Here is a 12,298-nt window from a genome sequence, read left to right as displayed (position 1 = left end):
CGAAACCAGTTAACAACCATACGAAGCAAGCACCCCTGCAAAGAGGCACTTGATTAATCAAGGCTACAAACCGAAAACTTGCGTTTTCAATTCATACCAAATAAACCTTGCTGCGAATCAGCCACCAGATCGAAGACCCGGCAACCAACACCAGACAAGGGGTCTTGGCATTGACTATTAAGCACACTGTTGAGTTCTCAAGGAGCGGACGCGCACCACTTCCAGACCGCTAAGGTCCTTCTCTTGGGGCAACCGTTCAAACTTACCCGATCCGCATCTCACTGTCAACCAGTCCGTTTCCGAACCACCTAACCGCCAAGAGCGGGCCATTCCAGTCTATCCGATCCAACCTGGCCTCGGAACCACTCTTTCAAGCAGTTCCGCGCACCGGTCTGAACCAGAAGCCCAACACTACCCCACCCAGCAAGACGAACTCACCAGCAGAAACAGCGTGGAAATCAACCCCGGGACCAGCCACTTCGCGGCGGCTCTCACGAGCTTCGCAGTGGTGTCTGTGTCTCCCGGTCGGGCTGACTTCCAGAACATTACGGTGGCCCGACCGCACACGTCAACCGAGGGCGACGTGACGGCCAGCACAGTGCCAGCGAAGGAGATCTGCCTAGACAGGGATGGCTCGCCTCCCCGTGGGAGACGAGCCATCATCTGACAGTGCGCCACGCACCGCGACCGGTTCGCGGCCGAGCCGCGTGCCAACTGCTGCTCCGGCTACTGCTGCGCGACCCGCACCACGGCGAGCGTCTTCTTGCCGCGGCGCAGGACCGCGAAGCGGCCGTCGAGCAGATCGTCGGCGGTGAGCACTGCGTCGTCCGCCGTCACCTTGATGTTGTTGACATAGGCCCCACCCTCGGCCACGGCGCGCCGGGCGGCTGCCTTCGAGGCGACGAGCCCGCTGCTGATCATCACGTCGATGATCGAGGTGCCCACCCCGCCCTCGGTGGAGGGGAGCTCCGCGACGGCTGCCTCGATAGTTTCCGGGTCGAGGTCCGCGAGCTCCCCGCGACCGAACAGCGCCGAGCTCGCGGCGATCGCCTGGGCGGTCGCACGTTCTCCGTGCACCATCGTGGTCACGTCGCCGGCCAGGATCTTCTGCGCCTCGCGGGCCTGCGGCCGCTCGGCGACGGACTGTTCGATCTCGGCGATCTCCTCCCGGGTACGGAAGGTGAACGTCTTGACCCAGCCCACGACGTCGGCGTCGGCCGCGTTGATCCAGTACTGGTAGAAGGCGTACGGGCTCATCATGTCCGGGGCGAGCCAGACGGCGCCGCCCTCGGTCTTGCCGAACTTGGTGCCGTCGGCCTTGGTGATCAGCGGGGTGGTCATGGCGTGTACGGCAACCTTGTCCGACTTGCGGATCAGCTCGACGCCGGCCAGCAGGTTGCCCCACTGGTCGTTGCCGCCGGTCTGCAGCGTGCAGCCGTGCCGGCGGTTGAGCTCGAGGAAGTCCATGCCCTGCAGGATCTGGTAGCTGAACTCCGTGAAGGACACACCCTCGTCGCTCGCGAGGCGGCGGGCGACCGTCTCCTTGGCGAGCATGGTCCCCAGCCGGAAGTGCTTCCCGATGTCCCGCAGGAAGTCGATCGCGGAGAGCTCACCGGTCCAGTCGAGGTTGTTGACCATGCGCGCGGCGTTCTCCCCCTCGAAGGACAGGAAACGTGAGGCCTGCGCCTGGAGCCGCTCGACCCAGCCGGCGACGGTCTCCTTGGAGTTGAGCACCCGCTCCCCCGACATCCGCGGGTCGCCGATCAGGCCGGTGGCGCCGCCGACCAGGGCGATGGGGTTGTGCCCGGCGAGTTGGAGGTGGCGCAGCACGATCAGCTGGACGAGGTGGCCGTGGTGCAGGCTCGGTCCGGTCGGGTCGAAGCCGCAGTAATACGTGATCGGGCCGCTCTCCAGAGCCTCACGCAAAGCCTCGACGTCGGTGGTCTGAGCGACCAGTCCGCGCCAGGTGAGTTCATCAAGAACGTTGCTCACTACTGCTCCTTCGGTTCGCGCGCCTCGAACGGCGCTCCCCTAGTCTGCCGTGTCCGGGCGATCAGCGAGAACGTGGGCCGGATCGTGAGCGCGGCGCGGCGGCCGCCCGGTACGCCGAGACGGCCGGGTCGCCGGTGATCCACAGTCTCCAGGGGAAGAGCGCACCCTCGCCGCCCGCGCCGGAGACGCCCACGCGCGGCCCGGAGCTGACCGCGTCGTCCGGGAGCCTCCATCCCGTGCCCGACGCCGTAGCCACCTCGAGCGACAGCGCGGAGTCCGGGTCGAGCAGGTCCAGGCCGTAGTCGGTCATGGTCACGCCGAGGGCGACTGTCAGCCGCGCGGGGCCGCGCGCGAGGTCCACGGACCGGGTCACCGCGCCCGCCGCGAGCCGCCGACGACGGGCGACCGGTTCCCCGGCGACCACCTCCCCCGCGCGCAGCAGGACCGCGGCGGCCTTGCAGTCTGGGCCGCACACGATGTTCATGCACGTGTGCAGGCCGAGGTGGCGGTAGACATAGAGCCGTCCTGGCTCACCGAACATGACCTGGTTGCGGGGGCTCGGACCGCGGAAGGCGTGGGAGCCGGGGTCCTGCTCCCCCTGATATGCCTCGACCTCGGTGATACGCACGGTCACGTCACCGCCTGGGTCGCGGCGCGTGAGGTGAGCACCGAGCAGGTCGCGGGCGACGTCGATCCCCGGCCGCGCGAACCAGGCCCGGTCGGGTTGCTGCCCCGCGAGCGTCGGCACGGACACCGGCTCAGCCTCGGACTCAGCCGCGTTCGCCGGCACCGCTCAGCCGACCAGGCGGCCGAGGCCGTCGAGACGAACGTGGGCACGCTCAGGAGTCCTGTTGGCGGCGTAGAGCTCGCGCTCGGTGACCATCCACCGGGTCCACTGCTCGGAGGCGTCAGCCCCGTCGCGGTCCAGGCCGCGGGCGAGGCGCAGGTCATCGTCGGCCTCGACCCAGATGATGAAAGGCGCGTACTCGTCGACCGGCAGCGCGGCGGAGTTGCAGCCCTCGACGATCAGGAAGTCTGCCAGGGGCACGGTGTGCCGTTCGGCGTAGACGCCGAGCGGCCAGTCGTAGCGCCGGTAGCGTCCGGGCACGCCGTGGGCGAGGGGGCCGAGGACCCACTCCCGGAGCAGGTCCGCCCCCTCGGCCATGCCGGACCACCCAGGGTAGAGGTCGTCCATGTGCACCACCTGGGCGGGCAGCGACCAGGCAAGCTGGGTGGCAAGGGTCGTCTTGCCCGAGCCGGCCGGGCCATCGATGCACACCAGCCGGGAGCCGCCGAGACCAGCCGGTGCGGCCTCGATCGCGGAGACGAGCTCGGTGAGAACCGAGTCGGGGACGGTCATGAGCGTGTGACCTCTGCCATGACCGTCCCCAACGTCGTACCGATGTGTTCTGTTCCTAGCCGTTGACCCAGTAGCGGTACTCCGCGACCTGGACCTTGGCCTCTTCGAGCTGCTCGGCCACCCGCTCGGGGGCCGTACCGCCCACCGCATTGCGGGACCCGAGGGACCCTTCGACCGTGAGCACCTCGCGTACACCGGGGGTGAGGTGCTCAGAGATGGCGAGCAGATCGGCGTCGGACAGGTCCCACAGCTCGATGCCGCGGTCCTCGCAGACCTTGACGCACGCGCCGGCCACCTCGTGGGCGACCCGGAACGGGACGCCCTGGCGGACCAGCCACTCGGCGATGTCGGTCGCGAGCGAGAAGCCCTGGGGGGCGAGCTCGGCCATCCGCTCGGTGTTGAAGGTCATGGTGGAGACCATGCCCGCGAAGGCCGGCAGCAGGACGGTGAGCGTGTCGACCTGGTCGAAGACGGGCTCCTTGTCCTCCTGCAGGTCACGGTTGTACGCGAGCGGCAGGCCCTTGAGCGTGGCCAGCAGACCTGTGAGGTCACCGATCAGGCGCCCGGCCTTGCCGCGAGCGAGCTCGGCGATGTCCGGGTTCTTCTTCTGCGGCATGATCGAGGACCCCGTGGAGTACGCGTCGTCCAGGCGGACGAAGCCGAACTCCTTGGTGTTCCAGATGATGATCTCCTCGGAGAACCTCGAGAGGTCGATCCCGAGCATCGCCGAGACGAAGGCGAACTCCGCGACGACGTCGCGGCTGGCCGTCCCGTCGATCGAGTTCTCGACCGCCCGGTCGAAGCCGAGCTCGGCCGCGACCGCCTCGGGATCCAAGCCCAAGGAGGACCCGGCGAGGGCGCCCGAGCCGTAGGGCGAGCGCGCCGCCCGCACGTCCCAGTCGATGTAGCGGTCGACGTCGCGCAGCAACGGCCACACGTGGGCGAGCAGGTGGTGGGCCAGCAGGACCGGCTGGGCGTGCTGCAGGTGCGTGCGCCCGGGCATGGCCGCACCGGGGTGCGCCTCGGCCTGGGCGATGAGTGCGTCGGCGACGTCGAGCACAAGAGCGCCGATCACCTTGGCCTCCTCGCGCAGGTACATCCGCACGAGGGTCGCGATCTGGTCGTTGCGAGACCGTCCGGCGCGGAGCTTGCCGCCGACCTCGGGCCCGGCCCGCTCGATCAGGCCTCGCTCGAGGGCCGTGTGCACGTCCTCGTCGGCGACCTCGGGGCGGAAGCCCCCGCTCTCGACGTCGACCGCCAGCCGGTCGAGACCGTCGAGCATGATCTCGAGCTCGTCGTCGGACAGCAGGTTCGCGGTGTGCAGCACGCGGGCGTGCGCCTTGGACCCGGCGATGTCCTGGGAGGCGAGCCGCCAGTCGAAGTGGGTCGACAACGACAGCGCAGCCAAAGCCTCCGACGGACCGCCGGCGAACCGCCCGCCCCACAGGCTGACCCGCTGCTGCGGTTCAGCCTGCGGGGCGACGGCCTCCGAGGCCGCGGCGTCGGAGGCAGCGCCCTGGTCGTCGCTCATGCTCAGGCCTGGCTGCCCGGCAGGGAGGACCCGGACAGGTCCACGCCGTTGCCGAACTTCACGTCGCGGGCGGCGGAGAGCTTCGCGGTGAGACCAAAGATCTCGATGAAGCCACGCGCCTGGCTCTGGTCGAAGGTGTCGCCCTCGTCGTAGGTGGCGAGGTTGAAGTCGTACAGGCTCGCCTCGGACCGACGACCGGTCACGGTCGCGCGGCCACCGTGCAGGACCATGCGGATGTCGCCGGAGACGTACTGCTGGGTGTCGTTGATGAAGGTCTCGAGGGACTTCTTCAACGGCGAGAACCACATGCCGTCGTAGACGAGCTCGGTCCAGCGCTGCTCGACCGTCCGCTTGAAGCGAGCCTGCTCGCGCTCGACCGTGATGTTCTCGAGCTCCTGGTGCGCGGCGATGAGCGCGATGGCGCCCGGCGCCTCGTAGATCTCACGGGACTTGATGCCCACGAGACGGTCCTCGACGATGTCGATGCGGCCCACGCCCTGGGCGCCGGCGCGACGGTTCATCTCCTGGATGGCCTGCAGCGGGGTGACCGGCACGCCGTCGAGGGCGACGGGGATGCCCTTCTCGAACGTGATGATGACCTCGTCCGCGACGGGCGGGAACGTGGGGTCGTCGGTGTAGTTGTAGACGTCCTTGGTCGGGGCGTTCCAGATGTCCTCGAGGAACCCGGTCTCCACGGCACGGCCCCACACGTTCTGGTCGATCGAGAACGGGTTGTGCTTCGTCGTCGCGATCGGCAGCTTGTGCAGCTCGGCGTAGGCGATGGCCTTCTCGCGGGTGAGGGCGAGGTCACGGACCGGTGCGAGGCACTTGAGGTCCGGGGCGAGGGAGGTGATGCCCACCTCGAAGCGGACCTGGTCGTTGCCCTTGCCGGTGCAGCCGTGCGCGACGGTCTGCGCGTCGAACTGGCGAGCGGCACGCACGAGGTGCTTGACGATCGTCGGACGCGAGATGGCCGAGACGAGCGGGTAGCGGTCCTGGTAGAGGGCGTTGGCGCGCAGCGCCGGCATGCAGTACTCCTCGGCGAACTCGTCGCGGGCGTCGGCGACGTAGGCCTCGACCGCGCCGCAGTCGAGGGCGCGCTGGCGGATGACCTCGAGGTCCTCACCGCCCTGGCCGACGTCGACGGCCACGGCGATGACCTCGGCGCCGGTGCGCTCGGCGATCCATCCGATGGCAACAGAGGTATCCAGGCCGCCGGAATAGGCGAGCACGACGCGTTCAGTCATGGCACTTCTCTTTCTCACGTGTTGATTGGGTCAAGTCTGTCATCCTCGGCGCGACTGCGATGACCGCAGATCGCCCCTCGGACAGGTGTGGGCAGCGTGGGCAGGCGCCCGTCACGGGCTGTCGCTCGCGAGCGCGACGAACCGGGCAGCCAGCTCGTCGCCCCCGTCGCCGTCCCGGGCGATCACCAGGACCGTGTCGTCGCCGGCGATCGTGCCGAGCACCCCGGGCAGGACCGAGTGGTCGATCGCCGAGGCGAGGTACTGCGCCGCGCCGGGCGGGGTGCGCAGCACAACGAGGTTTGCCGAGCTCTCGGCCGAGACGAGGAGCTCCCCACACAGCCGCGCGAGCCGCGCGGCCAGGTACTCCGCGTCCGCCGTCCCCTGCACGCTGCGGTCCCCGCCCTCACCGGGCACGGCGTAGACGCCCGCGCCGGAAGTGGTGCGCACCTTCTCCGCGCGCAGCTCGATGAGGTCGCGCGAGAGCGTCGCCTGGGTCACGTGCAGGCCGTCCCGGGCGAGCGCCCTGGCGAGCTCGGCCTGGGAGTGGATCTGCTCGCGGACCAGCAGCTGGACGATCCGGGCGTGCCGGGCGGCCTTGGTCGCGGGCACGGTGCCCGAGGGAACCGAGCTGATCGTCACTGGCGCTCCAGCAACCAGGTGAGCAGCGCCTTCTGTGCGTGCAGGCGATTCTCGGCCTCGTCCCAGACGACCGACTGCGGGCCGTCGATGACGTCGGCCGTGATCTCCTTGCCGCGGTAGGCCGGCAGGCAGTGCAGCACGACGGCGTCGGGCGCGGCGTGCGCCATGAGCTCGGCGTTCACCTGGAAGGGCACAAAGGGCTGGGCGCGGTCGGTCGCCGAGGCCTCGTCTCCCATGGACACCCAGGTGTCGGTCGCCACGGCGTCCGCGCCGGCCACGGCCTCGGCCGGATCGGACGTGACGAAGACCGAGCCGCCGGTCTGCTCCGCGATCCGGGCAGCGTCGGCGAGGAAGACCGGATTCGGCGGGTACCCGGCGGGCGTCCCGATCCGCACGTGCATGCCCGCCAGCGCGCCACCGATGAGGTAGGAGTGGGACATGTTGTTCGCGCCGTCACCGACGTAGGCCAGCGTCTGGCCGGCGAGGGCGGCGACCCCGCCGCGGTGCTGGGCGATGGTCAGCAGGTCCGCGAGGATCTGGCAGGGGTGGAAGTCGTCGGTGAGGGCGTTGACCACGGGCACTGAGCTCGCCGCGGCCATCTCCTCGACGCGGTCCTGGCCGAAGGTCCGCCACACGATCGCGGCGGCCTGGCGGTCGAGCACCCGAGCGGTGTCGGCGATCGGCTCGCCGCGCCCCAGCTGAGAGCTGGCAGCGTCGATGACCAGCGGGTACCCGCCGAGCTCGGCGATCCCGACCGAGAACGACACCCGGGTCCGGGTCGAGGGCTTGTCGAAGATCACCGCGACGGCTTTCGGGCCGTGCAGCGGCACCCGGTGGAAGCGGTCCTGCGCGAAGCGCAGGCCCAGCTCGAGGACCTCGGCCTGTTCGGCGGGGCTGAGGTCGTCGTCGCGCAGGAAGTGGCGGGTCATCTAAGCCTCCGCAGGGGTGAGGTCGGCAGCAGTCGTGGGCAGGTCCGCGAGGAAGGCGACGAAGTCGTCGACCTGGTCGCGGGTGAGGATGAGGGGAGGCGCGAGGCGGATGGCGGTCGGGTTCACCGGGTTGACGATGAACCCCGCCTCCAGGGCGCGTGTGGCCACGGCCGGTGCAACCGGGGCGGTGAGCTCGATCGCGATGAGCAGGCCCTCCCCGCGCGCGGCGGCGATGAGCGGGTGCCCGACGGCGTCCACCTGCTCGCGCAGGTAGCTTCCGGTCTCCCGGACGCTGGCGAGCAGGCCGTCGCGTTCGATGACGCCGATCGTGGCCAGGGCCGCGGCGGCCGCGACCGGGTTGCCGCCGAAGGTCGTGCCGTGCTGGCCGCGGCCTAGCAGCGTCGCGGCCCGATCGCCGTAGGCGACGACGGCGCCGATCGGGAAGCCGCCGCCGAGGCCCTTGGCGAGGGTCACGACGTCGGGCACGACGCCGCCGCCGATCTGCGGGAGGTGGTGGGCCATCCAGGCGCCAGTGCGGCCCATACCGGTCTGCACCTCGTCGAGGATGAGCAGGGTGCCGTGGGCGCGGGTGAGCTCACGGACGCGGGCCAGGTAGCCGGCGGGCAGCGAGCGGACGCCGGCCTCACCCTGGATTGGCTCGATGAAGAAGGCAGCGATGTCGCTCGTGGCCGCGCCGTCGACGGCACCGGCGAAGACGGCCTCGAGGGCGTCGAGGTCGCCGAAGGGCAGGAACTCCACTCCCCCCGGCAGCGGCTCGAAAGGCTCCCGGTAGGCGGCCTTGGACGTGAGGGCGAGCGCGCCCATCGTGCGTCCATGGAAGCTGCCCTCGAGGGCGAGGATCCGGGGCCGACCGGTGCGCCGGGCCATCTTGAAGGCGGCCTCATTGGCCTCGGTCCCGGAGTTCGTGAAGAACACCCGCGAGCCCTGGGGCGCCCGGCTCAGCTCGAGCAACCGCTCGGCGAGGGCGATCTGGGTGGGCGTGCCGAAGAAGTTGGACACGTGCCCGAGCGTCCCCAGCTGGGCGCTGATCGCCGCGGTGAGCGTGGGGTGGGCGTGGCCGAGGGCGTTGACGGCGATCCCGGCGAGCAGGTCGAGGTAGCGCTTGCCGTCCGCGTCCCACACGTAGGCGCCCTCGCCGCGGACCAGCACGCGCTGGGGTGGGCCGAAGGTGTCCATGACGGCGCCGGTGTACCGCTGGGTCCACTCGGCCGCGGAGCCGGCGGCGGGCTGAACCACGGTCTGGGCGGCGGGCTGGGCTGCGGTGTCCACGGCCGCGCTCGGGGCGGCGTTCTGGTCGCTCACGCGGGAGCTCCGTTCTGGGTTGGTACGGGCTGAGTCTGGGCGGTGGGGATGGCATCGTCGGGCACGACCATGGTGCCGATGCCCTTGGTCGTGAAGACCTCCATGAGGACCGAGTGCGCGAGCCGGCCGTCGATCACGTGGGCCTCGCGAACCCCGCCGAGGACAGCTCGCAGGCACGCCTCCATCTTGGGGACCATGCCCGACTCGAGGGAGGGCAGCAGGTCCGCGAGCGCACCGACGCCGATCTGACTGGCGAGGGAGCTGCGGTCCGGCCACGAGGTGTACAGGCCCTCGACGTCGGTCAGCACGATGAGTTTGCGCGCACCGAGCGCGACGGCCAGCGCTGCGGCGGCGGTGTCCGCGTTGACGTTGAGCACCTGGGTCGGGTCGTCGACGTCGGGGGCGATCGTGGAGACCACCGGGATCCGGCCGGCGTCGAGCAGGTCCTGGACGGCGCTCGGGTCGACCTCGACGACGTCGCCGACGAGGCCGACGTCGACAGGCTCGCCGTCGACGGTCGCGTGGCGGCGGCGGGCGCGCAGCAGCCCGCCGTCCTCACCGGAGAGCCCGACGGCGTAGGGGCCGTGGGCGTTGATCAGGCCGACGAGCTCGCGGGAGACCTTGCCGGTGAGCACCATCCGGACCACCTCCATGGCCTCGGGGGTGGTCACCCGCAGCCCGCCGCGGAACTCGCTGGGGATGCCGAGCCGACCGAGCATCTCCGAGATCTGCGGGCCGCCGCCGTGCACGACGACGGGGTGCAGGCCCACCTGGCGCAGGAACACCATGTCCTGGGCGAAGGCGGCCTTGAGACTGTCGTCGATCATGGCGTTGCCGCCGTACTTGATGACGACGAGCGCGCCGTTGAACTCCTTGAGCCACGGCAGGGCCTCGAGGAGCACCTCTGCCTTCTGGGCGGGGGTGAGGTCGGCGCCGACGTCCATCTGGGAGAAGTCGAGGGCGGTGGGCGCTCTCATGAGGAGTACGCGCTGTTCTCGTGGACGTAGTCGTGCGTGAGGTCGTTGGTCCACACGGTCGCGGTCGCGGGTCCGGCGTGCAGGTCGATGAGCACCCGCACTTCGCGGTTTCCGGCCAGGTCGACGAGGGTGCGGTCCTCGCCCACTCCCCCGGCGCGGCACACCTGGACGCCGTTGATCGAGACATCAAGCCGGTCGGCGTCGAAGGTGGCGACGGATTCCGGGACGGTGCCCACGGCCGAGAGCACCCGTCCCCAGTTGGGGTCGTTGCCGAAGACGGCGGCCTTGAAGAGGTTGGACCGGGTCACGGCGCGGGCCACGGCCACGGCGGCGTCCTCGGAGTGTGCGCCGACCACCTCGACGGCTACGTCGTGGCTCGCGCCCTCGGCGTCGGCCACGAGCTGGCGGGACAGGGAGGCGCACGCCGCGGTGAGCGCGGTCGTGAGCTCGGCGGCGGTCGCGGTCAGGCCGCTCGCGCCGGAGACGAGCAGGATCACCGTGTCATTGGTCGACATGCAGCCGTCGGAGTCCACCCGGTCGAAGGTCAGCCGGGTCGCCTCACGCAGGGCGGCGTCGGCCGTGGCCGAGTCGACGACGGCGTCGGTCGTGAGCACGCAGAGCATGGTGGCCAGGCCTGGGGCGAGCATGCCCGCCCCCTTGGCCATGCCACCGACGGTCCACGTCGGGGCACCCGGCTCGGCCGGGCCGGATCCGCCGGTGATCGCGACGGTCTTGGGCACGGTGTCGGTCGTCATGATGGCCGCGGCGGCGAGGAAGCCGCCGTTGCTGGCGAGCTGCGCGGCGGCGTCGTCCACCCCGGCGAGCAGCTTGTCCATGGGCAGCCGTTCGCCGATGAGGCCGGTCGAGCAGACGAGGGTGTCCCCCGCGGAGGTGCCCAGCACACCGGCGAGGTGCTCGGCGGTGCGGTGGGTGTCGGCGAAGCCCTCAGGGCCGGTGCACGCGTTGGCGCCGCCGGAGTTGAGGACCACAGAGGTCGCGCGACCGTCGGCGACCACCTGGCGGGACCAGGCGACCGGGGCGGCGAAGACCCGGTTGGAGGTGAACACCGCGGCGGCCACGTCGAGCGGGCCGTCGTTGACCACGACGGCGACGTCGGGCTTGCCGGTGGACTTCAGGCCGGCGACAACCCCGGAGGCCCGGAATCCCTGGGCTGCGGTAACGCTCACGGCGCGACTCCTTGTGCGGTCAGGCCCAGGGTCTGGGGCAGACCCAGGGCGATGTTCATGGACTGGACGGCGCCGCCTGCGGTGCCCTTGACGAGGTTGTCGATCGCGGTCACGGTCACCACGCGCCCGGCGCGGCGGTCGATCGCGACCTGCACGAGCGCGGTGTTGGCGCCCGCGGTCATCGCCGTGGTCGGCCACTGGCCGGCCGGCAGGAGCTCGACGAAGGGCTCACTGACATATGCCTGCTCCCAGGCCTGACGCAGCTCGGCAAGATCGATGTCCTCGTGGCCGGGGGCCAGGCGGGCGGTTGCGGTCGCGAGGATGCCCCGGGACATCGGGACGAGCACGGGGGTGAAGGAGATCGTGACCTCACCGGCCCCGGCGATGCGGAGGTTCTGCTCGATCTCGGGGATGTGCCGGTGGCTGCCGCCGACGGCGTAGGGCTGGGCCGAGCCGAGCGCCTCGGAGGCCAGCAGGTGGGTCTTGAGGGTCTTGCCCGCGCCGGAGTAGCCGACGGCGAGGACCGCGACGAGGTCGTGGGCGCTGAGCAGACCGGCCGCGATGCCTGGCTGCAGGCCGAGGGTCACCGCGGTGACGTTGCAGCCGGGGACCGCGATCCGACGGGCGTCGGCGAGCAGCTCACGCTGCTTCATGAGCTCGCCGGTGCCAGCCCCGCCCGCGCGCAGCAGCTCGGGCAGGCCGTAGGGCCAGGTCCCGGCGTGCGGGGTGCCGTAGAAGTCGGTCCATGCCTGGGGGTCGACGAGGCGGTGGTCGGCGCCGAGGTCGATGACAAGGACGTCGTCGGGAAGCTGGGCGGCGATCTCGCCCGAGGCGCCGTGCGGCAGCGCGAGCACGACGACGTCGTGGCCGAGCAGGTTCTCGACGTCCGTGGGGAGCAGGACGCGGTCTGCGAGCGCCCGGATGTGGGGCTGGTGCAGACCCAGCTGGCTGCCTGCGTTGGAGTGCGCGGTGAGGGCACCGATCTCGATCTCGGGGTGGTCGGCGAGGATCCGCAGGGTCTCCCCACCTGCGTATCCGCTCGCCCCTGCGACTGCCACTGTGAAAGTCATATGTATAACAATACACACCGATGCGAGTTGATACAGCCGGGGG

11 protein-coding genes are annotated in these 12,298 nt (G+C 70.5%); all 11 read right to left on the bottom strand.

Going from position 1 to position 12,298, the window contains the following annotated elements:
* Window positions 1-726 precede the first annotated feature (726 nt).
* Window positions 727-1,992, bottom strand: coding sequence for a tyrosine--tRNA ligase (tyrS, locus tag BLQ50_RS10015; protein ID WP_093183259.1), 1,266 nt, complete (start codon window positions 1,990-1,992; stop codon window positions 727-729).
* 61 nt (window positions 1,993-2,053) lie between these two features.
* Window positions 2,054-2,746, bottom strand: coding sequence for a DNA-3-methyladenine glycosylase (locus tag BLQ50_RS10010; RefSeq protein ID WP_093183370.1), 693 nt, complete (start codon window positions 2,744-2,746; stop codon window positions 2,054-2,056).
* Between the two features lie 39 nt (window positions 2,747-2,785).
* Window positions 2,786-3,352 carry a uridine kinase family protein gene (locus BLQ50_RS10005; protein WP_093183257.1) on the bottom strand — a complete coding sequence of 189 codons (567 nt, stop codon included), beginning with the start codon at window positions 3,350-3,352 and terminating at the stop codon, window positions 2,786-2,788.
* Between the two features lie 55 nt (window positions 3,353-3,407).
* The gene (argH, locus tag BLQ50_RS10000; protein WP_093183255.1) at window positions 3,408-4,883 is read right to left on the bottom strand and encodes an argininosuccinate lyase; all 1,476 of its coding nucleotides are present in this window, start codon (window positions 4,881-4,883) and stop codon (window positions 3,408-3,410) included.
* A 2-nt stretch (window positions 4,884-4,885) separates the two neighbouring features.
* A complete protein-coding gene (locus BLQ50_RS09995; protein WP_093183253.1) occupies window positions 4,886-6,130 on the bottom strand; it encodes an argininosuccinate synthase in 1,245 nt (414 codons plus the stop codon).
* 111 nt (window positions 6,131-6,241) lie between these two features.
* Window positions 6,242-6,769 carry an arginine repressor gene (locus BLQ50_RS09990; RefSeq protein WP_175559088.1) on the bottom strand — a complete coding sequence of 176 codons (528 nt, stop codon included), beginning with the start codon at window positions 6,767-6,769 and terminating at the stop codon, window positions 6,242-6,244.
* A complete protein-coding gene (gene argF, locus BLQ50_RS09985) occupies window positions 6,766-7,698 on the bottom strand; it encodes an ornithine carbamoyltransferase (protein WP_093183251.1) in 933 nt (310 codons plus the stop codon). The genes BLQ50_RS09990 and argF overlap by 4 nt, the downstream gene beginning before the upstream one ends.
* Window positions 7,699-8,988 carry an acetylornithine transaminase gene (locus BLQ50_RS09980; protein ID WP_425424093.1) on the bottom strand — a complete coding sequence of 430 codons (1,290 nt, stop codon included), beginning with the start codon at window positions 8,986-8,988 and terminating at the stop codon, window positions 7,699-7,701.
* Window positions 8,989-9,017: 29 nt separating this feature from the next.
* The gene (gene argB / locus BLQ50_RS09975; protein WP_093183247.1) at window positions 9,018-9,998 is read right to left on the bottom strand and encodes an acetylglutamate kinase; all 981 of its coding nucleotides are present in this window, start codon (window positions 9,996-9,998) and stop codon (window positions 9,018-9,020) included.
* The gene (gene argJ / locus BLQ50_RS09970; protein WP_093183245.1) at window positions 9,995-11,185 is read right to left on the bottom strand and encodes a bifunctional glutamate N-acetyltransferase/amino-acid acetyltransferase ArgJ; all 1,191 of its coding nucleotides are present in this window, start codon (window positions 11,183-11,185) and stop codon (window positions 9,995-9,997) included. The genes argB and argJ overlap by 4 nt, the downstream gene beginning before the upstream one ends.
* Window positions 11,182-12,255 carry an N-acetyl-gamma-glutamyl-phosphate reductase gene (argC, locus tag BLQ50_RS09965; RefSeq protein WP_093183243.1) on the bottom strand — a complete coding sequence of 358 codons (1,074 nt, stop codon included), beginning with the start codon at window positions 12,253-12,255 and terminating at the stop codon, window positions 11,182-11,184. Before argC ends, argJ begins: the two co-directional genes overlap by 4 nt.
* Window positions 12,256-12,298 lie beyond the last annotated feature (43 nt).

This window comes from Sanguibacter gelidistatuariae (assembly GCF_900096585.1).
Classification (GTDB): domain Bacteria; phylum Actinomycetota; class Actinomycetes; order Actinomycetales; family Cellulomonadaceae; genus Sanguibacter; species Sanguibacter gelidistatuariae.
Note: the sequence above shows the minus strand (reverse complement) of the source record. Positions and strands in the feature narration are given on the sequence as shown.

Excerpts from the sequence above, each read along its gene's own strand:
- BLQ50_RS10005 (WP_093183257.1), bottom strand. The coding sequence starts at position 3,352 with ATGACCGTCCCCGACTCGGTTCTCACCGAGCTCGTCTCCGCGATCGAG.
- argH (WP_093183255.1), bottom strand. The coding sequence starts at position 4,883 with ATGAGCGACGACCAGGGCGCTGCCTCCGACGCCGCGGCCTCGGAGGCC.
- BLQ50_RS09995 (WP_093183253.1), bottom strand. The coding sequence starts at position 6,130 with ATGACTGAACGCGTCGTGCTCGCCTATTCCGGCGGCCTGGATACCTCT.
- argF (WP_093183251.1), bottom strand. The coding sequence starts at position 7,698 with ATGACCCGCCACTTCCTGCGCGACGACGACCTCAGCCCCGCCGAACAG.
- argB (WP_093183247.1), bottom strand. The coding sequence starts at position 9,998 with ATGAGAGCGCCCACCGCCCTCGACTTCTCCCAGATGGACGTCGGCGCC.
- argC (WP_093183243.1), bottom strand. The coding sequence starts at position 12,255 with ATGACTTTCACAGTGGCAGTCGCAGGGGCGAGCGGATACGCAGGTGGG.